Raw genomic sequence first — 20,920 nt, forward strand, 5'->3', positions numbered from 1 at the left:
AATGAAAGAGTTAGGCAAAATATCCCAGAAATCGGTCGCAAGTGACCAGGTCTCGATGATCGAGATCGACGACGGCGCGGCCGGGCAGCGCATCGACAACTTCCTGTTACGCGTCTGTAAAGGCGTGCCCAAAAGCCATATTTACCGCATCCTGCGCAGCGGGGAAGTGCGTGTAAATAAGGGCCGGGTTGATGCGCAGTACCGTCTCGAGCACGGCGATCTGGTGCGCGTGCCGCCTATCCGAATCGCCCAGGGAACCGAAGCGAGCACTCACAACCCGGTGCCGGCCGCCCATTTCGAAATTCTTTTTGAAGATGAGCACCTGCTGGTCATCGACAAACCGGCGGGTGTCGCCGTGCACGGCGGCAGCGGGGTCGCGTTCGGGGTAATCGAGCAGATGCGCGAGGCGCGTCCGCAGGCAAAATTCCTCGAACTGGTGCACCGGCTGGATCGCGAGACCTCCGGCGTGCTGATGCTGGCCAAGAAGCGCGCCGCGCTGGTCGACCTGCACGAGCAGATCCGCGAGAACAAGATGGACAAGCGCTACTACGCCTGTGTGCACGGCGAGTGGGCGAGCGACTGGGGCCGCCGCCGCGCGGTCAAGGAGCCGCTGCACAAGTATCTGACCGCGGACGGCGAGCGCCGTGTGCGGGTTCAGGCAGACGGCCTTGCGTCGCACACGGTTTTCAATCTGGTGAACCGCTGGCCGGACTACGCGCTGCTGGAAGCGGAACTGAAGACGGGCCGCACGCATCAGATCCGGGTTCACCTCGAGCATCTGGGTTTGCCGATTGTCGGCGACGCCAAATACGGCGATTTCGCACTGAACAAGGAGCTGGCGCGCAGCAACGCGCGCCCGGGGTTGAAGCGGATGTTTCTGCATGCGTACCGGCTCAAGCTGACGCACCCGGCCACAGGCGCCGTGCTGCAGTTCGAGGCGCCGCTGCCGGCCGAATGCCGCCGCTTCATCGACCAGCTCAATGAGATTAACCAAGGGTCAAACCCGGAGACGGATACGCATGGCTAGAGAGCAATTTGATCTGATCGTCTTCGATTGGGACGGTACCTTGATGGATTCGACCGCGCACATCACGCGCAGCATCCAGTCGGCGTGCCGCGACCTCGGCCTGCCGGTACCGGCGGACGAGGCGGCCAGCTATGTGATCGGTCTCGGCCTGCGCGACGCGTTGCAGATTGCCGCTCCTACGCTCGATCCATCGGACTATCCGCGTCTTGCCGAGCGTTACCGCTTCCATTATCTGGTCAAGGATCAGACCACTGAGCTCTTTGGCGGGGTGCGCGAGATGCTGCAGGAACTGCGCGATCAGGGCTATCTGCTGGGCGTCGCAACCGGCAAGAGCCGCGTGGGCCTGAACCGCGCGCTCGACCAGTCGCGCCTCACCAGCCTGTTCGACGGCACCCGCTGTGCCGACGAAACCTTCTCGAAGCCCCATCCGGCCATGCTGCATGAGCTGACCCGCGAGCTGGGGCAGGATCTGGCGCGCACGGTGATGGTCGGCGATACGACCCATGACCTGCAAATGGCGATCAACGCCGGCGTGGCGGGGATCGGCGTCACTTACGGCGCGCACCCGGCCGCCTCCCTGACGGCGCTCGAGCCGAAGTTCGTGGCTTCGAGCGTCAGTGCGCTGTCCGCCTGGCTGCGCGAGAACGCATGAGCGAGGCCGCCATGGAGCCGGTCCGGATTTGCGCCTCGGAAGAGCTGATCGACGGCGGGGCAGGGCTGCGCCGCGCGGCGAAATATGCCGGCGGCGATGCAGTTGTCTTTTTTGTCCGCTATGGTGGCCACGCTTACGGTTATCTGAACCGCTGCGCGCACGTGCCGATGGAGCTTGACTGGGTTGAGGGCCAGTTCTTCGAGTCTTCGGGTTTATACTTGATGTGCGCCACGCACGGCGCAATTTACGCGCCGGATACAGGCAAGTGTGTCGGCGGTCCGTGCCGTGGCGGCAGGTTGCGTCCCGTTCAGGTCGACGAACGAGATACGCCGGATGGCCGCGCGGTATTCTGGCTGCCGGACGACGACCTGGGTCCGGTCACCCCCTGACTTTTCGATCTGCGACGCATGGCCGACAATCTCACTCCCGATCCGAACCAACCGTCCTCAGCGGGCCGCAAGCCGACCCCCACCGATGAACCGGGCTGGGAGCGCGCCGCGCTCGAACGCATTGCGCTGGCTGCGATCAGCGAGCAGCGTGCGGCGCGCCGCTGGAAAATCTTCTTCCGCTTTGTGTTCATCGCCCTGCTGTTGCTGGTCGTCTGGGGCGTATTCGATTTTTCCGGCGAGAAAGTCGCCACGACCGGGCGTCACACGGCGCTGATCGCGCTCGACGGCGAAATCGCCGCGGACACCAATGCGAACGCCGACGATGTCGACTCCGCGCTGGAAAGCGCCTTCGACGACGCCGGTACCGCGGGCGTGATCCTCAGTTGCAACAGCCCGGGCGGCAGTCCGGTGCAGGCGGGCATCATCAATCGCGATATTCGCCGTTTGCGCGCTAAATATCCGTCAATTCCGCTCTACGTGGTGGTGGGCGATATGTGCGCGTCGGGCGGCTATTACGCGGCGGCAGCGGCGGACAAGATCTATGTGGACAAGGCGAGCATCGTCGGTTCGATCGGCGTGCTGATGGACGGCTTCGGCTTTACTGGCCTGATGGACAAGCTCGGCGTCGAGCGGCGTCTGCATACTTCGGGTGAAAACAAGGGCTTTTTCGACCCGTTCTCGCCGGAAACGCCGAAGATGGACGCACATGCCCAGGAAATGCTCGACCAGATCCACCAGCAGTTTATCGACGCGGTGCGCGAAGGCCGCGGCAAGCGCCTGCACGAGACGCCGGATATCTTCTCGGGCCTGTTCTGGACCGGTCAGCAGAGTGTCGACCTGGGGCTGGCCGACGGCTTTGGCGACGCCGACTATGTGGCGCGCGAGATCATCAAGGCGCCGGATATCGTCGACTACACCGTCAAGGAAAGCATTACCGATCGCGTGGCGCGCAAGTTCGGCGCGGCGGTTGGCAGCGCCGCGGTTCACGCGATGGTGATGGGTGGGAAGATGAGCTTGCGGTAACAGGTGGCGCTGAGCGCGGCTTGCGGCGGCGCCAGTCGCAGCGCACTCGGGTCGCTCACTGGGGTGACCGCGCTGGGCCAAGCCAGGTGGCTGCGCCCGGTTGGGTGGCTGGTCCGGGTTGCGCGGGGGGCTTGCCGGCACCCTCGGTCGCGGCACCCCCGCCCGCGGCACTTGCAGAGGCTGCGAGCTCCTCTGTCAGACAGCGAGCAGCAGGAAAATCGCCGGGCACTTGTGCAAATCGAGCGCCGGCGCTTTCTTCCAGTCAGCCACCGTGCGGCTGGCGATGGTCTCCGTTTCCAGTGTCAGATCGACAGCAACGCATACCAGCGTCGACGGGGCGCAGCTTGCCAGCAGCGTATCGAGCAGTGCCTTGTTGCGATACGGCGTCTCAATAAAGATCTGGGTCTGCTTTGCCTTGCGCGATTGCTGCTCCAGGTCGCGCAGCCGCTTGGCCCGTTCAGTGGCATCCACCGGCAAATAGCCGTGAAACGCAAAGCTCTGGCCGTTCAGGCCGGAAGCCATCAACGCCAGCAGGATCGAGCTCGGCCCGACAAACGGCACGACCTTGACGCCGCGCTCGTGCGCCCGCCGCACCAGCAACGCGCCGGGATCGGCCACCGCCGGGCAACCGGCTTCGGAGACGAGGCCGGCGTCGGCGCCGGCCAGAAGCGGCGCCAGCAGCTTGTCGATTTCACCGGCCGGCGTATTCACATTCAGTTCGCGAATCTCGATTTCCTGGATCGGGCGCTCGGTGCCGACCTTCTTCAGGAAAGCGCGCGTGGTTTTCGCGTTCTCGCCGATGTAGTAGTGCAGCGCCGCCGCGCGAGCCCGCACCGGTGCGGGCAATACGGCGTCGAGCGCTTCTGCGTCGCCTTCGCCGAGGGTGTTCGGGATCAGATACAGCGTGCCGCTCATTGCGCCCCCAACAAAGGAAAGCCGGCCGCCAGCAGCATCCGCGACAGCGCGATCAGCGGTAGTCCGACCAGCGCCGTCGGATCGTCCGATTCGATCGCATCCAGCAGGGCAATGCCGAGCCCTTCGGATTTGGCGCTGCCGGCCACATCGTAAGGCGTTTCTGCGCGCAGATACGCGTCCAGCTCGGCGTCGGAAAGGCTCCTGAAGCGCACCGTCGTGATCACATCCAGCGTCTGGGCGCTGCCGTCGCGGCTATCGAACAGGCACAGCGCGCTGTGGAACAGCACTTCGCGGCCGCGCATGGCCTGCAACTGGGCGAGCGCCTTGTCGTGCGAACCCGGCTTGCCGATCTGCAGCCCGTCGTAGGTGGCGACCTGATCCGAGCCGATCACGAGGGCGTGTTCGCCGGCCGGCAGTTTGGCGGCGACGGCCCGCGCTTTGGCCTCGGAGAGCCGCAGCGCGGTCGCTTCGGGTGTTTCGCCCGGCTGGGGCGTTTCATCGACGGCGGGCACGGCGACATCGAACGGCACGCGCAGACGTTCCAGAAGCTCACGTCGATAGCGGGAACTCGACGCCAGAATCAGGCGCGGCGGGCGGGAAAGGGTATCCGGCATGGTGAACCAACGGCTAGAGAGGGCTGGCCGCACAGGCCTTGGCGCGTGCGGGCTTAAGTGTTTGACTCGAAAAGACAAAACGGATATGATTTTGGGCTTTTCATCGGTATGTGTATGTTGCAACGTGTTGGCAACGGTGTTGGCAACAGCGTCGCAGGCGTGTCGCGATGCGGGTCCAATACCCACCGCGCCCACCGCGGCCCTCCTGCAACTAGGGTTTGTCTCGTAGTGGAAGCGGCGCCTTAACGGGCAACATACAAGGCACCATACCGGTTTCCCCCGGCTAAATCCGTGCCGACGCAGGAGCGCACATGACTCAACATCCTGGCAAACCTGCAGGTCTCGTCGACCCGCATGAGCTCGATCTGTTCGAATTCGCGCGCAGTGGGCGCCAGGCCGCGGGTGTCGTGCGCGTCTCGCAACTGCCGCGCATGTTAAACGAAGTTCCGGCGGAAGCGCCAGAGCGCGAAAGCGCATTCACCTGGCAGGCCGAAGGGGCGACGCAGCCGGAATTGCAGGACGACGGCACCGAGGGTCCGCAGCCTTATCTGAGGCTCGCGATTCACGGGGCTGCATGGCTCGAATGTCAGCGGTGTCTCGCACCGTATGAACAGCGGTTCAACGTCGATGCGACTTACCGGATCGTCAACACTGAGGCGGAAGCCGAAGAGTTTCCGCTCGACGAGGATGAAGTCGATGTGATCGTGGGTTCAGCCCAGTTCGATCTTATCGACTTGATCGAAGAAGAGTTGCTGCTGAGCTTGCCGTTGGTGCCCAAACACGATGTTTGCCCTGAAGTGCACGAGTCTCTCGTGTCGGGGGTGGCAGGTGAAGAGGGCGAGGGTGACGAAGCCGCGCAGGACGAAGCTGAAGAGGGCGATGAGCCTGCCCGGCCCAATCCTTTCGCGGCGCTCGAAGCCCTCAAAAAAGGTGGTTCCAGCGGCGAGAAGCACTGAACAGTTGCATAGGAGCGCGATGCGGCGCGTTGGCCATCCGGCCAGTGGCGATTGCAGTATCGGGCTGTGTTAGAATTCGGAAAATTTTTAGGAGTTATCATGGCAGTCCAACAAAACAAGAAGTCGCCGTCGAAGCGCGGCATGCACCGCTCGCACGATTTCCTCACCGCAGCGCCGGTGGCTGTGGAGCCGAGCACGGGTGAAGTGCATCTGCGTCACCACATTAGCCCGAATGGCTACTATCGCGGCAAGAAAGTCGTCAAGACGAAGAACGACTAATCGTTCCACTGCGTTGCGCCCTTTGGCGCTTCGCGTGGCGATCGGCTCGCTTGACATTTTCCCGGCTCAGCAAAAAAGGCGGCATTTTACTGCCGCTTTTTTGTGTCGATCGCAGTTGGCGCCCTGGCGCTCGCCGCGATCCCGTGCAAAGCGCCTGAAATTCGTCGCACTCCATGACAGTAAAGCTCACAATAGATTGCATGGGGGGCGACCACGGCCCGTCCGTGACCGTTCCCGCGGCTGTCAATTTCGTTCGTTCGCATCCTGATGCGCAACTGATGCTCGTCGGCATCGAAAGCGCCATTCGCGCCCAGCTGAAGAAGTTAAAGGCTCAGGGCGAGTCCGCGCTGACCGTGGTGCCGGCCTCCGAGATCGTCGCCATGGACGATCCGGTTGAAGTCGCGCTGCGCAAGAAAAAAGACTCGTCGATGCGCGTGGCGCTGAACCGCGTCAAGGAAGGCGAAGCACAGGCCTGCATCTCCGCCGGCAACACCGGCGCGCTGATGGCGGTGTCCCGCTATGTTCTAAAAACGCTCCCGGGCATCGAACGCCCGGCGATCGCGTTCGCCCTGCCCAATCCCACCGGCTATACGATGATGCTCGACCTGGGCGCCAACGTCGATTGCGAGCCGCAGCATCTGCTGCAGTTCGCGGAGATGGGGCATGCGCTCGTGTCCGCGCTCGAGGGCAAAGAGCGTCCTACGATCGGCCTGCTGAATATCGGCGAGGAAGTCATCAAGGGCAACGAAACGATCAAGCGCGCCGGCGAACTCCTGCGTGCGAGTACACTGAACTTTCACGGTAACGTTGAAGGCGACGACATCTATAAGGGCACGACCGATGTGATCGTCTGCGACGGTTTCGTCGGCAATGTCGCGCTGAAGACGTCGGAAGGGCTTGCGCGGATGTTGACCGATATCATCAAGGAAGAGTTCGGCCGTTCATGGCTGACCAAGGTGATGGCGGTGCTTGCGCTGCCGGTGCTGCTGCGCTTCAAGAAGCGCGTGGACCCCGGTCAGTACAACGGCGCGGCGCTGCTCGGCCTGCGCAGTCTGGTCATCAAGAGCCACGGCTCGGCGGACGCCTTCGCGTTTGAGTGGGCAATCAAACGCGGGTATGATGCCGTCAAAAACGGCGTGCTGGAACGCCTTGCGCGGGCGATGGAAGAGAACGCCGGTTCTCTGGAACGGGCCACGCGCGATGCAAGCGGTGCGGGTTACGCAAGCCCGGCCGCGGGCCAGCCAGCCGAGCCCTACGCTGCGCTATCCTCGAAGGCATAATGGCTGAATCGACAATTTATTCTCGCGTGCTGGGCACCGGCAGCTATCTGCCGCCCGGGCGCGTCACCAATCAGGATCTGGCTGAACGTCTCGCCAAGCAGGGCGTCGAGACGAGCGACGAGTGGATCGTTGCCCGCACGGGCATCCATGCGCGCCACTTCGCAGAACCCGATGTCACCACCAGCGATCTCGCGCTCATCGCCGCCCAGCGTGCGATCGAAGCGGCCGATGTTGACCCGCAATCGATCGATCTGATCATTGTCGCCACCTCCACGCCGGACTATGTGTTTCCTAGCACGGCGTGTCTGCTGCAAAACAAGCTCGGCATCAGGAACAACGGCGCGGCGTTCGACGTGCAGGCCGTCTGTTCCGGCTTCGCTTATGCGGTGGCAACGGCCGACAGTTTCATCCGCAGCGGTCAGCATCACACCGCGCTGGTGATCGGCGCTGAGACCTTCTCGCGCCTGCTCGACTTCAACGACCGCACCACCTGCGTGCTGTTCGGCGACGGCGCCGGCGCAATCATCCTGTCGGCCTCCGAGGAGCCGGGCGTGCTATCGAGCGCCCTGCATGCCGACGGCAGCCACTCCGGCATTCTCTGCACGCCGGGCAACGTGAACGGCGGCGTGATCGCCGGCAGCGCGTTCCTGCACATGGACGGCCAGGCGGTGTTCAAGCTGGCCGTCAACGTGCTGGAGAAGGTCGCGGTCGAGGCGCTTAGCAAAGCTGGGCTCGCACCGGAACAGGTCGATTGGCTGATTCCGCATCAGGCCAATATCCGTATCATGCAAAGCACCTGCCGCAAGCTTGGCCTGCCGCAGGAACGGATGGTCGTCACGGTGGGCGAGCACGGCAATACGTCGGCTGCGTCCATCCCGCTCGCATTTGACGCCGCTGTGCGCGACGGGCGCATCAAGCGCGGCCAGAACGTGCTGATCGAAGGCGTGGGTGGCGGCTTCACGTGGGGTGCGTCGGTTATCCGTTATTGATCGGCTGCATGAGGCGGCGCGTCTGCGCCGCCCGCAGCGATCAATCGCGTCGATAAGACCGCGTGCGGCACGTATCTGAAACATCGAATTTTGAGGATTCCATGAAATTTGCGTTCGTTTTTCCTGGTCAGGGCTCGCAGTCGGTCGGCATGCTTAACGCATTTGCCGATCACGCCATTGTGCGCGAGACGGTTCAGGAAGCCTCCGACGCGCTCGGCCAGGATCTGGGCAAGCTGATCGCCGAAGGTCCGGCCGACGATCTGAACCTCACCACCAATACCCAACCCGTCATGCTGACTGCCGCGTACGCGATCTTCCGCGCATGGCAGGCGGCGGGCGGTCCGGCGCCGGTGATCGTCGCCGGTCACAGCCTCGGCGAATACACGGCGCTGGTCGCCGCCGGTGCGCTGGCGTTCCGCGACGCGGTGCCGCTCGTGCGCTTTCGCGCGCAAGCCATGCAGACGGCGGTGCCGGTAGGCGTGGGCGGCATGGCGGCGATCCTCGGTCTCGACGACGACGCCGTGCGTGCGGTATGCGCGGAAGCGGCGTCGGCGGGTGTCGTGGAAGCAGTGAATTTCAATGCGCCGGCGCAGGTCGTGATTGCCGGCCATAAGGCTGCGGTCGAAAAGGCCTGCGAACTTGCCAAGGCTGCGGGCGCGAAGCGCGCGCTGCCGCTGCCGGTGTCCGCGCCGTTCCACTCTTCGCTGCTCAAGCCCGCTTCGGACCAGTTGCGCGAGTATCTGGCGAGTGTCGAGGTGCAAGTGCCGAAGATTCCCGTCGTCAACAACGTCGACGTGGCCATCGTCAACGAGCCGGCTGCGATCAAGGATGCGCTCGTGCGCCAGGCGGCAGGCGCCGTGCGCTGGGTGGAATGCGTGCAGGCCATGGCAGGCAAGGGCGTAACGCACGTGATCGAATGCGGCCCGGGCAAGGTGCTGGCAGGCTTGACCAAGCGCATCGACGGCAATCTGGTCGGCGCTTCGGTTTTCGACCCGGCTTCGCTCGAAGAGACGCTCAAGCTCGTGACGGCCTGAGCGCTGCGCCTGCATCGGCCAGCAGCGGCCAGCAGCGGCCAGCCAGCCTAAAGATTGCAATTCGCCCGCAAGGGCACTCCGGACTGACAGATGGAAAAGACTCTCGATAAGCAGATCGCGATCGTAACGGGCGCCTCGCGCGGCATTGGCCGCGCCATTGCGCTCGAACTGGCGCGCCAGGGCGCAACCGTGATCGGCACGGCAACCAGCGAAAGCGGCGCAAGCGCGATCACCGAAGCCTTCAAGGCCGAAGGTGTGAACGGCCGAGGCGCTGTGTTGAACGTGAACGATGCGGCAGCAGCGGAAGCCCTGATCGACGGCGCCGTGAAGGAATTCGGCGCGCTGCATGTGCTCGTGAACAACGCGGGCATCACCCAGGACCAACTGGCCATGCGCATGAAGGACGACGACTGGGATGCGGTGATCGACACCAATCTCAAATCCGTGTTCCGTTTGTCGCGTGCCGTGCTGCGCCCGATGATGAAGGCGCGTGGCGGCCGCATTATCAACATCACGTCGGTGGTCGGCTCGGCCGGCAACCCGGGGCAAGCCAACTATGCAGCAGCGAAAGCCGGCGTGGCGGGCATGACGCGGGCGCTGGCGCGTGAGATCGGCAGCCGCGGCATTACCGTGAACTGCGTCGCGCCGGGCTTCATCGACACCGACATGACGAAGACCTTGCCGGAAGAGCAGCAAGCCGCGCTGAAGACCCAGATTCCGCTGGGCCGTCTGGGCAGCCCGGAAGACATCGCGCATGCCGTCGCGTTTCTTGCTTCGCCGCAGGCCGGGTATATCACCGGCACGACGTTGCATGTGAACGGCGGCATGTACATGTCGTAACGGAATTCGGTTACCATCCGCGCCGTGACGCGTTTCTCGACGCGCGGGGCGGATGCCTTGACAGGAACCGTGCGCGCCGCTTTTTTGAGGGGCAAACCTGATAAAATGCGCGCACCTGTATTTTTGAACTTCTTTTCCCTTGGAGGGGTTAATGGACAATATCGAACAGCGCGTCAAGAAGATCGTCGCAGAACAACTGGGCGTTGCCGAAGCGGAGATCAAGAACGAAGCATCGTTCGTGAACGACCTCGGCGCTGACTCGCTCGACACCGTCGAACTCGTGATGGCCCTCGAAGACGAATTCGGCATGGAAATTCCGGATGAAGAAGCTGAAAAGATCACGACCGTTCAGCAAGCGATCGACTACGCTCGCGCAAACGTCAAGGCCTAAGGTCATTCGCGCCCGCGTTGCTGGGCTGGTGGCGTGTGATGCCCTGTCGGGCCGGTTTCCGGCATCCGCGGGGCGGGCGCTATTGCCAGTGCGGGTTGCAGCGCAGTTTTCAGCGCATCTCCCAGGTTAACAGCCACAGGGCTCACAGGTCCGATTCCTGTGTCCACTGTGGCTTTTGCTTTTGTCACCCATGAAAAAGAGGTTACCGTGAGCCGTCGTCGTGTTGTTGTTACAGGCCTGGGGCTGATTTCGCCTGTCGGCAATAATGTTGCCGACGGCTGGGCCAATCTGGTCGCCGGCAAGTCAGGGATTGCCAACATCACGAAGTTCGACGCGTCGAACTTCTCGACTCGCTTCGCCGGCGAGGTGAAGGGCTTCAACATCGAGGACTACGTCCCCGGTAAGGAAGCGCGCCATATGGATACGTTTATCCATTACGGCGTGGCTGCCGGCATCCAGGCGATGCAGGATAGCGGTCTCGAAATCACCGAAGAAAATGCCGAGCGCGTCGGTGTGGTGGTCGGCTCGGGCATCGGCGGTCTGCCGATGATCGAAGTGACGCAGACGGAGCTGCTCAATCGCGGCCCGCGCCGGATTTCGCCGTTCTTTGTGCCGGCGTCGATCATCAACATGATCTCCGGCCATCTGTCGATCAAGTTCGGCATCAAGGGCCCGAACCTCGCCATCGTCACGGCGTGTACCACCGGCCTGCATTGCATCGGCGAAGCTTCGCGCCTGATCGAATACGGCGATGCCGATGTGATGATCGCAGGCGGCGCGGAATCCACCGTGTCGCCGCTCGGTATCGGCGGCTTCGCGGCGGCGCGTGCGCTGTCGCAACGCAATGACGATCCGGCTACGGCAAGCCGTCCGTGGGACAAGGACCGCGACGGCTTCGTGCTGGGCGAGGGCGCCGGCGTGATGGTGCTCGAAGAGTACGAACACGCCAAGGCGCGCGGCGCGAAGATCTACGCCGAAGTGAGCGGCTATGGGATGAGCGGCGACGCCTATCATATGACTGCCCCGGTGGAAAACGGCGACGGCGCTCGCCGCTGCATGCTGGCGGCCCTAAAGAACGCCGGCGTGAACGTGGGCGAGGTGAACTACCTGAACGCGCACGGCACCTCCACGCCGCTCGGCGACCTGGCGGAAACCACCGGCATCAAGCGCGCTTTCGGCGATCACGCGAAGAACATCGTCGTGAATTCGACCAAGTCGATGACGGGCCACCTGTTGGGCGGCGCCGGCGGTCTCGAGTCCGTGTTCACGGTGCTGGCCGTGCATCATCAGATCTCGCCGCCGACGATCAACATCTTCAACCAGGATCCGGAATGCGATCTGGATTATTGCGCCAACACGGCGCGGGAGATGAAGATCGACGTCGCGCTGAAGAACTCGTTCGGGTTCGGCGGCACGAACGGCACGCTGGTCTTCAAGCGCGCCTGATCCGGGCTTGGCCGTTTGATTCCACAGCCCACGCAAGCCGGTCCGGCGCTTCAGCCCGGACCGGCGTCGCCCAACGGAGCGCCGCAGATTATCCTGCGGCGCTCCGTTGCGCTTCGCGGGGCAACAATCGTGTTTATCCTGATTGCCGTGGCTGCGGTGCAGACGAGTCTGGCAGCAAGGCTCGGCGCCGTGCAGGCAGCGCCGGCAATGCTCGCCGTACTGGCCGCGCTGCTGCTGGGCGCATGGCGGCACTGGCGGGCCGAACCGGGTGCCCTCAAAATCGGGCCCGATGCCCTCACTGTCTGGAACCGTGCGGGGCAGACGCTCGCGCAGGGTCGTATTGCCGGCTGTTCGCAGTGGAGCGGGTGGCTTCTCATTCTGGCGCTTGCCGAAGCGGGCGGCCGTTCGCGGACTTTGCTGATCGCGGCGGACATGCTTTCCGCCGAGGCTTTCCGGCAACTGGCCGTGCTCGGCCGGCGTGCTTCACGCGTCTGACTGTAACGACTGTAACCGCTGTTACCTTGGCAACGTGACACGATGATGGGGACGCTACAATGGTGCCCCGCGGTGCACCCTATTGTTAACGGATTTATCAGGTGAGCGAAAAAGAAATTGATCAGGTGCTGGTCGAACGCGTCCAGAAGGGCGATAAGGCCGCGTTCGAGCTTCTGGTCTCCAAATACCACCGCAAGATCCTCCGGCTGATCTCGCGCCTCGTGCGAGATCCCGCCGAGGTTGAGGACGTGGCTCAGGATGCCTTTATCAAGGCATACCGGGCGTTGCCCCAATTCCGCGGCGAATCGGCTTTTTATACGTGGTTGTACCGGATTGCGGTCAACACGGCAAAGAACTACCTTGCCACCCAGGGTCGGCGCGCGCCCACTTCGACCGAAGCAGATGCTGAAGAAGCTGAAACTTTCTCGGATGCCGACCAACTAAGGGATATCAACACGCCTGAGTCGATGTTGATGAGCAAGCAGATCGCTGAGACGGTCAATGCTGCGATGGCGGTTTTACCGGAAGAGTTGCGCACCGCCATTACTCTTCGTGAAATTGAAGGTTTGAGCTACGAAGAAATCGCTGAGATGATGGGGTGCCCAATCGGCACGGTCAGATCGCGAATTTTTCGCGCTCGCGAAGCCATTGCGGCAAAATTGCGTCCATTGCTTGACACACCCGAAGGCAAACGCTGGTAGTCGACCGGCCAGCCCGACGGGGCAATGGGGCAATATCTGGGTTAGGTGGTGTCACTAGGGGTGTCTGTAAGATGGGGAGCATCATGGGGTCGGTCTCGATGCAATCGCAAGCAAGCTCGCGGGGCGAGCGTCTGTCCGCTTTTGTCGACGGTGAGCTGTTCGGCGAAGAGCATCTGAACACGTTCATTTCCGAGCTGGATCACGAAGATCGTGCATCCTGGTCGCACTACCACCTGATCGGCGACGCGCTGCGTTCGGACGATCTGGCGGTGAGCCCTGCGGCCAGCAGCGCGTTCCTCGCCGGCTTTGCCGCGCGTTTCGAGCAGGAGCCGCACGTGCTGGCGCCCGCTGCGATGCCGGTTGCACGCGGTTTGCTGTCGTTGCGCCGCCGTGTCGTGCCGGCGTTTGCGGTTGCCGCTGCGGCCGCCACGCTGACGTGGATCGTCGTGCCGCAACTGCAGGGCGTGCCGGGTGGAGCGGGTGTGGCCCAGGTCGCGTCGATCCAGCCGCATGGCGATTCCGTGCAGCGCGTGGCCATGGCTTCCGTGCCGGCCGTGACGGTTCAGCCGGTGCAGGACGGCAACATCATTCGCGACGCCAGCCTCGACCAGTATCTGGAAGCTCATCAGCAGTTCGCGCAACAACCGGTCATGCCCGGTTCGATGCCGCTGATTCGTACCTCCGCCATGACCACGCAAGGCCAATAGTCTGATGCAGACACTGCGGTTGAATAAAACGACTATCTGGGGGCGGCTGCCGGCATTTCTGATCTGTGCAGCCGTATTGTTGTCCGCCACGCCGCGTGTCTTTGCGCAATCCGACGATCCGCTCGTCGTCCGCCGCACGACGGCGGACCTGCTCAACCGGATTCACCAGGCCGCCCAGCAGCAGAATTACGAGGGCGCGTTTGTCTATCAACGGGGCAATTTCGTCCAGACCTCCCGGATCGTGCATTACGCAACCCGTAATGACGGCGAGTTCGAGCAGCTCGAAAGCCTGGACGGCAAGCCGCGCAAGATGTTGCGCCATAACGACGAAATGTACACGTTCATCCCCGAACGGCATCTGTGCGTCGTCGAAAAGCGCCAAAACAAGGATTCGTTCCCGGCGCTGCTGGCTGCCAGCAGCGACCAGGTGCTGTCGGTGTATGAACCGAAGCTGCTGGGCGACGACCGCGTTGCGGGCATCGACAGCCAGGTGGTCGAGCTCGATCCGAAAGACGCCTATCGCTTTGCCTACAAACTCTGGGCCGACAAGAAGACCGGCCTGTTGCTGCGCGCCCAGACGCTCGACCCGAGTGGCCAGGTGCTCGAGCAGTTGTCGTTCTCGCAGATCAGCATCGGCGTGCCGGTAGATAAGGCCGCGATCGTCAACGGCATTCATAACACCGCTGGCTGGACGGTCGTGCGGCCGCCGGTGGAGCCCGTGGACATGGAAGCACAGGGCTGGCAGATTGCGCCGAGCGTGCCGGGCTTCCGCAAGATTCGCGAGCTGCGTCGTCCCATGGCGGCGCGCGACCCGGGTGAACCCGCCATCCCGGTCGACCAGGCTGTCTTTTCGGACGGTCTGGCCGCCATTTCGGTGTTTGTCGAGCCGGTGGAAAACAACACGCGCAAGGAAGGCGCGGGCAGTAGCGGGGCGACGCACGTGCTGGTTAAGCGTCAAGGTGACTTCTGGATTACTCTGCTAGGGGAAGTGCCCCAAGCCACATTGCAGCAATTTGCGTCTGCCATAGAATATAAGGCTCCCAAGTAATCCCTCGAATCCCTCGGCTGGCTACGATATGACGATTTTCACGGTGCGCAAATTCCTCGCAGCCGCGGTGGTGGCAGTTTGTCTGCCGCTCGTGCCGCATGCGGCGTCGGCGGCTCCCGCAGCCAATCTCCCCGACTTCACCGATCTCGTCGACAAAGTCGGCCCGGCGGTCGTCAACATCCGCACTACCACGCGCGTGTCGAATGGCGGTAGCGCCCATGGCATGCCGCCCGGGCTCGACGACGGCGACATGTCCGAGTTTTTCCGGCGCTTTTTCGGCATTCCGCTGCCGCAGCAGCCCGGCTCGCCGCGCGGCGGCGGAGGGGGCGGCGGCAGTGACAACGGCGATAACGGCAGTGGTAGCGGCGGCAGCAGCGGCAGCCAGGACGCGCCCGACAACTCCGATTCCGAGCAGAGCAGCGGTGTGGGCTCCGGCTTCATCCTCTCGCAGGATGGCTATGTGATGACCAATGCCCACGTGGTCGACGACGCCGACAACATCTACGTCACGCTTACCGACAAGCGCGAGTTCAAGGCCAAGCTGATCGGCGTCGACGATCGCACCGATGTCGCGGTCGTGAAGATCAACGCGTCGAACCTGCCGGCGGTCACCATTGGTGATTCGACCAAGGTGCGGGTGGGCGAATGGGTGGTTGCCATCGGTTCGCCGTTTGGGCTGGAAAACACGGTCACTGCAGGCATCGTGAGCGCCAAGGGGCGCGATACTGGCGACTACCTGCCGTTTATCCAGACCGACGTGCCGGTCAACCCCGGCAATTCCGGCGGCCCGCTGATCAATATGCAGGGCGAGGTGATCGGCATCAACTCGCAGATCTATAGCCGTACCGGCGGTTTCATGGGCATTTCGTTCGCGATCCCGATCGACGAAGCGATGCGCGTGGCCGATCAGTTGAAGAGCACGGGCAAGGTCACACGCGGCCGGATTGCGGTGGCGATTGGCGAAGTGACCAAGGACGTGGCCGATTCGCTCGGCCTGCCGACGGCTGAGGGCGCGCTCGTCAGCAGCGTCGAGCCAGGCGGTCCGGCCGACAAGGCCGGCGTGCAGCCGGGTGACATCATCCTGAAGTTCAACGGTCATTCCGTCGACACGGCAACCGATCTGCCGCGCATGGTGGGCGATACGAAGCCGGGCACCAAGGCGACCATTACCGTCTGGCGCAAGGGGCAAACGCGCGACCTGCCGGTCACGATTGCGGAGATGCAGCCGGACAAGACCGCCAAGACGGACGAGAAGCAGGCGCCGCCGCCCAAGCAGCGCGCCACCAACTCGCTGGGCATTGCGGTCAGCGATATCCCGGCCGACCAGCAGAAGACGCTCAAGGTGAAGGGCGGCGTGCAGGTCGATCAGGTGGACGGACCCGCTGCCCGCGTCGGTTTGCAAAAGGGTGACATCATCCTGCGCGTCGGCGACACGGATATCGCCAACGCGAAGCAGTTCGACGAAGTGACCGCGCATCTCGATCCGCAAAAAATGGTCGCGCTGCTCGTGCGGCGCGGCGACAACACGCAGTTCGTGCCGCTGCGCCCGCGCGGCGGCTCAGCGCAGAAATGACGATGACGGCACCGCTCACGCTCTATGGGCGCGCGTGGTGCCACCTCTGCGAAGATATGCACGCCGCGCTCGCGCCGTTGCTGGCCGAGTTCGGCGCGCAGGTCGAAGTCGTGGATATCGACGCCGATCCCGCACTCGAAGCGCGTTATAACGAGTTAGTGCCGGTTCTGGTGTGCGAGGGTGTCGAGTTGTGTCACTACCATCTCGACGAAGAACGGGTTCGTGCAGCTTTGAGCGGGACCCGCTAGCGTGTCGAAAGTCTTAGGGCCTGACATACATCTGAGCCCCGATTTGAGTCCCGGTCCTGGCCCACTTTCCGCGCTCCCCTCCAAGATATGCCGGGCGGAAGCCTTTTTCGGCTAAAATAGACAAGTTTTTCACCTACTTACAAGGCGTGCTCCGCAATCGTCCGAGCGCGCCTTTTTCGCTTGATCGGTACTGAATGGATCATATTCGTAATTTCTCGATCATTGCGCACATCGACCATGGCAAGTCGACGCTCGCCGATCGCATCATCCAGATTTGCGGCGGCCTGTCCGACCGCGAAATGGAGGCCCAGGTGCTCGACTCGATGGATCTCGAGCGCGAGCGCGGCATCACCATCAAGGCCCAGACAGCTGCATTGACCTATCGCGCGCGCGATGGGCAGGTCTACAACCTCAACATGATCGACACGCCGGGGCACGTCGATTTCTCGTACGAAGTCAGCCGCTCGCTGTCGGCGTGCGAAGGCGCGCTGCTGGTGGTCGACGCGAGCCAGGGCGTCGAGGCCCAGACGGTGGCGAACTGCTATACGGCTATCGAGCTCGGCGTCGACGTGATTCCGGTGCTCAACAAGATCGACTTGCCGGCGGCGAACCCGGAAAACGCGATTTCCGAAATCGAGGATGTGATCGGCATCGACGCGACCGACGCGACTCATTGCAGCGCGAAAACGGGCCTTGGCGTCGAAGACGTGCTGGAAGCGCTGATCGCGAAAGTGCCGCCGCCCAAGGGCGATCCGGAAGCGCCGCTGCAGGCCCTGATCATCGATTCGTGGTTCGACAACTACGTCGGCGTGGTGATGCTGGTGCGCATCGTCAACGGCACGCTGCGTCCGAAGGACCGTATCCGCATGATGGCGACCGACGCGCAGTACCCGGTCGAGCACATCGGTGTGTTCACGCCGAAATCGAAGAATCTCGAATCGCTTTCCGCAGGGCAAGTGGGCTTCATCATCGCCGGCATCAAGGAACTGGCCGCCGCGAAGGTGGGTGACACCGTCACGCTGGTGACCCGTCCGGCCGCTGCGCCGCTGCCGGGCTTCAAGGAAGTGAAGCCGCAGGTGTTTGCCGGCCTCTATCCGGTTGAAGCGAACCAGTACGACGCACTGCGCGACTCGCTCGAAAAGCTCAAGCTCAACGACGCTTCGCTGCACTACGAGCCGGAAGTCTCGCAGGCGCTCGGCTTCGGTTTCCGTTGCGGCTTCCTCGGCCTGCTGCACATGGAGATCGTCCAGGAGCGTCTGGAGCGCGAGTTCGACATGGACCTGATCACCACGGCGCCGACCGTGGTGTATGAAGTCCTGCAACGCGACGGCACGACCATCATGGTCGAGAACCCGGCCAAGATGCCCGATCCGTCGAGGATCGAAGAAGTGCGCGAGCCGATCGTCACCGTGAACCTGTATATGCCGCAAGACTATGTGGGCGCGGTGATCACGCTGTGTACGCAAAAGCGCGGCAATCAGATCAACATGCAGTACCACGGCCGCCAGGTTCAGCTCACCTATGAAATTCCGATGGGCGAAGTCGTGCTCGACTTCTTCGACCGTCTGAAGTCCATGTCGCGCGGCTATGCGTCGATGGACTACGAGTTCAAGGAATACCGCGCGGCGGACGTCGTCAAGGTGGACATGCTGATCAACGGCGACAAGGTCGACGCGCTCTCGGTGATCGTGCACCGTTCGCAGAGCCAGTACCGCGGCCGCGAAGTGGCGGCGAAGATGCGCGAGCTGATCCCGCGTCAGATGTACGACGTGGCGATCCAGGCGACGATTGGCTCGAATATTATCGCCCGCGAGAACATCAAGGCTTTGCGTAAGAATGTGCTGGCAAAATGCTACGGCGGCGATATTTCGCGTAAGAAGAAGCTGTTGGAAAAGCAGAAGGCAGGCAAGAAGCGAATGAAGCAGGTCGGGTCCGTCGAGATTCCGCAAGAGGCTTTCCTCGCGATTCTGCGTGTCGAAGACAAATAAGACGAAGAACGGAACCCTATGAATTTTGCGCTGATTCTTTTTGTGCTCGTGATCATTACGGGCGTCGCATGGGTCGCAGATAAACTGGTTTTCATGCCGCAACGGCGGCGCGCGGCGGACGAGGCGGTAGCCGAGTTCGACCGCCAGCAGGCACGCGTCGGCGAACGCTTCGCCGACGAAAACGCCCCGCAGACGCGGGCGCGCCTGCGCGACGAGAAGCTGCGCCAACCGTGGTGGCTCGAGTACTCGGCGAGCTTCTTCCCGGTGATCCTGGTGGTCTTCGTGGTGCGCTCGTTCGTGGTCGAGCCGTTCAAGATTCCGTCCGGGTCGATGGTGCCGACGCTGCTGGTGGGCGACTTCATTCTCGTCAACAAGTATGAATACGGCATCCGTCTGCCGATCACCAACACCAAGATCACGCAAGGCAGCCCGCTCCAGCGTGGCGACGTGGTGGTGTTCCGTTATCCGAAAGACGAGTCGGTCGACTACATCAAGCGCGTGATCGGCCTGCCGGGCGACGTGGTCGCTTATCAGGACAAGCAACTGACGATCAACGGCAAGCCTGTGCCGGAAACGCCGCTGCCTGACTACTTCGACGAAGAGCGCATCGGTTACGCGAAGCAGTTCGAAGAAGACATCGACGGCCGCAAGAACGCGATTCTGAATAATCCGGCGGTGCCGCCGTTCATCGTCGGTGCGGAAGACTACCCGTATCGCGATAACTGCACGTACAACGCACGCGGCGTGATCTGCAAGGTGCCGCCCGGCAATTACTTCATGATGGGTGACAACCGCGATAACAGCGCGGACAGCCGTTACTGGGGCTTTGCGCCGGACCAGAATATCGTCGGCCGCGCGTTCTTTATCTGGATGAATTTCAGCAATCTGAAACGCATTGGGACGTTCCACTGATCGTCACCGCACTCGCCGCATACTGAACGCACAACGCGCCGCGCAGATGCCGCTCATCGACCGCGGCGTGTTATCACGCTACTTTAAGAACGTGCGGTAAGGTCGCTTCACTACGCTTTTTCCGCTGGCCACCCGGCGTTTTCGCCGGGGCAGGCGCCCGCGTTATACTCTGCACATGCCCCTATCTCCGTTGGAAAGCCGTTTGCGCTACGAATTTCGCAATGCGGAATTGTTGCGCCAGGCTTTAACTCATCGCAGTCACAGTGCCACGCATAACGAACGGCTGGAATTTCTCGGCGACTCCGTTCTGAATTGCGCGGTGGCTGCGCTATTGTTCCAACGTTTCGGCAAGCTGGACGAAGGCGATCTGTCCCGAGTTCGCGCCAATCTGGTCAAACAGCAGTCGCTGTACGAAATTGCTCAGGCCCTGAATATTTCGGACGGCCTGCGCCTCGGCGAGGGCGAACTGCGCAGCGGCGGCTTCCGCCGCCCGTCGATCCTCGCTGACACGCTCGAAGCGATTCTGGGCGCTATCTTCCTGGACGGCGGTTTCGAAGCCGCCCAGACGGTCATCAAGCGGCTCTATGTGCCGATTCTGGACCATATCGACCCCCGCACGCTCGGTAAGGATTCGAAGACGCTGCTGCAGGAATACCTGCAGGGTCACAAGATCGCCTTGCCGACCTACACGGTCGTGGCGACTCATGGTGCGGCGCACAATCAGCAGTTTGAGGTCGAATGCACGGTCCCGAAGCTGGAAGTGAAGGTGTCGGGTTCGGGCGCCAGCCGCCGCGCGGCCGAGCAGGCTGCAGCCAAGAAGGCGCTCGACGAGGTCATGGCGGCCGCGCCGGCCGTGGTAGCCAAGCCGAAGCGCTCGAAGGGCGCACGGGCGGCGAAAAACGCTGAGCCGGAGATCGTTCCTGGCGTGACCGGCGTGCAGACCGCGCTGGACCTGCGCGCGCCGGACCGTAAAGGCGAACGTCATACGCGTGGCGAGCCCAAGGCGGCCGTGAGCGCCGAAGCCGTCGCCGAGCGCGCGGCGCCCGCCGTGGCGCAGGCGCCGGCCCCCGCTCCCGCCCTTGCACCGCTCGCGGTAATTCGTGCCGCCCACGTGGAATACACCAACCCGGCTGTGCCGGACAAAGCGGAGAAGGCCGCGGACAAAACCGCGGACAAAGAAAAAGCGGAAAGGGCAGAGAAAGCCGAACGTGCCGACAAGCACGACAAATCCGACGCTCCCGCACGCAGCGCGGACAAACCCGCCGCAACCCGCACCCGCGAACTCGCGCCCGGCGTAGCGGCGCCTGCCGAACTCGAACCCGGCGTTGCCGACGCGGTACAAACGCGCGTCGCCGATGCGGGCCATTGATTTAATGGATGCACGCCTCATCGCGCGTCCATACGAACTTGCTG

General features: G+C 62.9%; 23 protein-coding genes. 21 read left to right on the plus strand and 2 right to left on the minus strand.

The genetic code is table 11. The features are described from left to right. Position 1 precedes the first annotated feature (1 nt). The 4 genes from FFS45_RS06320 to FFS45_RS06335 are packed head-to-tail and all read left to right on the plus strand — an operon-like array spanning position 2 to position 3,091. A complete protein-coding gene (locus FFS45_RS06320; RefSeq protein WP_137954000.1) occupies positions 2 to 1,027 on the plus strand; it encodes an RluA family pseudouridine synthase in 1,026 nt (341 codons plus the stop codon). Next, positions 1,020 to 1,679, plus strand: coding sequence for an HAD-IA family hydrolase (locus tag FFS45_RS06325; protein ID WP_137953859.1), 660 nt, complete (start codon positions 1,020 to 1,022; stop codon positions 1,677 to 1,679). The genes FFS45_RS06320 and FFS45_RS06325 overlap by 8 nt, the downstream gene beginning before the upstream one ends. Beyond that, entirely contained in the window at positions 1,676 to 2,068 is a 393-nt protein-coding gene (locus FFS45_RS06330; protein ID WP_137953860.1) for a Rieske 2Fe-2S domain-containing protein, read from the plus strand. The genes FFS45_RS06325 and FFS45_RS06330 overlap by 4 nt, the downstream gene beginning before the upstream one ends. Positions 2,069 to 2,086: 18 nt before the next feature. Then, positions 2,087 to 3,091, plus strand: coding sequence for a S49 family peptidase (locus tag FFS45_RS06335; RefSeq protein WP_137953861.1), 1,005 nt, complete (start codon positions 2,087 to 2,089; stop codon positions 3,089 to 3,091). Between the two features lie 195 nt (positions 3,092 to 3,286). Here the strand turns inward: FFS45_RS06335 and FFS45_RS06340 are convergent, their stop codons facing one another. Together FFS45_RS06340 and FFS45_RS06345 are read right to left on the minus strand one after the other, a co-directional pair. Next, complete coding sequence (locus FFS45_RS06340; protein ID WP_137953862.1) at positions 3,287 to 4,006, minus strand: SAM-dependent methyltransferase; 720 nt, start codon at positions 4,004 to 4,006, stop codon at positions 3,287 to 3,289. After that, a complete protein-coding gene (locus FFS45_RS06345; RefSeq protein ID WP_137953863.1) occupies positions 4,003 to 4,620 on the minus strand; it encodes a Maf-like protein in 618 nt (205 codons plus the stop codon). Before FFS45_RS06345 ends, FFS45_RS06340 begins: the two co-directional genes overlap by 4 nt. A gap of 311 nt (positions 4,621 to 4,931) precedes the next feature. Between FFS45_RS06345 and FFS45_RS06350 the strand changes: the two genes are divergently transcribed. From FFS45_RS06350 to rnc, 17 genes are all read left to right on the plus strand, one after another. After that, positions 4,932 to 5,576 (plus strand): DUF177 domain-containing protein, encoded by a 645-nt coding sequence (locus FFS45_RS06350; protein WP_137953864.1) that lies wholly within the window; start codon positions 4,932 to 4,934, stop codon positions 5,574 to 5,576. A gap of 99 nt (positions 5,577 to 5,675) precedes the next feature. Then, positions 5,676 to 5,855, plus strand: coding sequence for a 50S ribosomal protein L32 (gene rpmF / locus FFS45_RS06355; protein WP_137953865.1), 180 nt, complete (start codon positions 5,676 to 5,678; stop codon positions 5,853 to 5,855). 173 nt (positions 5,856 to 6,028) lie between these two features. Then, entirely contained in the window at positions 6,029 to 7,135 is a 1,107-nt protein-coding gene (plsX, locus tag FFS45_RS06360) for a phosphate acyltransferase PlsX (protein ID WP_137953866.1), read from the plus strand. Beyond that, on the plus strand, positions 7,135 to 8,124 hold the full coding sequence (locus FFS45_RS06365; protein WP_137953867.1) for a beta-ketoacyl-ACP synthase III: 990 nt from the start codon (positions 7,135 to 7,137) through the stop codon (positions 8,122 to 8,124). Before plsX ends, FFS45_RS06365 begins: the two co-directional genes overlap by 1 nt. 101 nt (positions 8,125 to 8,225) lie before the next feature. Further along, positions 8,226 to 9,158, plus strand: coding sequence for an ACP S-malonyltransferase (fabD, locus tag FFS45_RS06370; protein WP_137953868.1), 933 nt, complete (start codon positions 8,226 to 8,228; stop codon positions 9,156 to 9,158). A gap of 90 nt (positions 9,159 to 9,248) precedes the next feature. Next, positions 9,249 to 9,998: a 3-oxoacyl-ACP reductase FabG gene (fabG, locus tag FFS45_RS06375; protein ID WP_137953869.1), complete on the plus strand. Its 750-nt coding sequence runs from the start codon at positions 9,249 to 9,251 to the stop codon at positions 9,996 to 9,998. A 151-nt stretch (positions 9,999 to 10,149) separates the two neighbouring features. Further along, positions 10,150 to 10,389 carry an acyl carrier protein gene (acpP, locus tag FFS45_RS06380; protein WP_004197638.1) on the plus strand — a complete coding sequence of 80 codons (240 nt, stop codon included), beginning with the start codon at positions 10,150 to 10,152 and terminating at the stop codon, positions 10,387 to 10,389. A 207-nt stretch (positions 10,390 to 10,596) separates the two neighbouring features. Continuing rightward, the gene (gene fabF, locus FFS45_RS06385; RefSeq protein WP_137953870.1) at positions 10,597 to 11,835 is read left to right on the plus strand and encodes a beta-ketoacyl-ACP synthase II; all 1,239 of its coding nucleotides are present in this window, start codon (positions 10,597 to 10,599) and stop codon (positions 11,833 to 11,835) included. Positions 11,836 to 11,964: 129 nt separating this feature from the next. After that, positions 11,965 to 12,330, plus strand: coding sequence for a protein YgfX (locus FFS45_RS06390; protein ID WP_349292310.1), 366 nt, complete (start codon positions 11,965 to 11,967; stop codon positions 12,328 to 12,330). Positions 12,331 to 12,431: 101 nt separating this feature from the next. Continuing rightward, entirely contained in the window at positions 12,432 to 13,031 is a 600-nt protein-coding gene (rpoE, locus tag FFS45_RS06395; RefSeq protein ID WP_006051939.1) for an RNA polymerase sigma factor RpoE, read from the plus strand. Between the two features lie 83 nt (positions 13,032 to 13,114). Beyond that, positions 13,115 to 13,738, plus strand: a complete 624-nt coding sequence (locus tag FFS45_RS06400; protein ID WP_137953871.1) for an RseA family anti-sigma factor — start codon at positions 13,115 to 13,117, stop codon at positions 13,736 to 13,738. Positions 13,739 to 13,742: 4 nt separating this feature from the next. Beyond that, the gene (locus FFS45_RS06405) at positions 13,743 to 14,786 is read left to right on the plus strand and encodes a MucB/RseB C-terminal domain-containing protein (RefSeq protein ID WP_137953872.1); all 1,044 of its coding nucleotides are present in this window, start codon (positions 13,743 to 13,745) and stop codon (positions 14,784 to 14,786) included. A 28-nt stretch (positions 14,787 to 14,814) separates the two neighbouring features. Beyond that, positions 14,815 to 16,359 carry a DegQ family serine endoprotease gene (locus FFS45_RS06410; protein WP_137953873.1) on the plus strand — a complete coding sequence of 515 codons (1,545 nt, stop codon included), beginning with the start codon at positions 14,815 to 14,817 and terminating at the stop codon, positions 16,357 to 16,359. Beyond that, on the plus strand, positions 16,356 to 16,607 hold the full coding sequence (locus tag FFS45_RS06415) for a glutaredoxin family protein (protein ID WP_137953874.1): 252 nt from the start codon (positions 16,356 to 16,358) through the stop codon (positions 16,605 to 16,607). The genes FFS45_RS06410 and FFS45_RS06415 overlap by 4 nt, the downstream gene beginning before the upstream one ends. Positions 16,608 to 16,801: 194 nt before the next feature. Then, positions 16,802 to 18,595: a translation elongation factor 4 gene (gene lepA, locus FFS45_RS06420; protein WP_137953875.1), complete on the plus strand. Its 1,794-nt coding sequence runs from the start codon at positions 16,802 to 16,804 to the stop codon at positions 18,593 to 18,595. 18 nt (positions 18,596 to 18,613) lie between these two features. After that, complete coding sequence (gene lepB, locus FFS45_RS06425) at positions 18,614 to 19,507, plus strand: signal peptidase I (RefSeq protein WP_137953876.1); 894 nt, start codon at positions 18,614 to 18,616, stop codon at positions 19,505 to 19,507. Between the two features lie 175 nt (positions 19,508 to 19,682). After that, positions 19,683 to 20,876: a ribonuclease III gene (gene rnc / locus FFS45_RS06430; RefSeq protein ID WP_137953877.1), complete on the plus strand. Its 1,194-nt coding sequence runs from the start codon at positions 19,683 to 19,685 to the stop codon at positions 20,874 to 20,876. Positions 20,877 to 20,920 lie beyond the last annotated feature (44 nt).

The sequence above is a fragment of the Burkholderia sp. 4M9327F10 genome (genome assembly GCF_005503145.1).
Classification (GTDB): domain Bacteria; phylum Pseudomonadota; class Gammaproteobacteria; order Burkholderiales; family Burkholderiaceae; genus Paraburkholderia.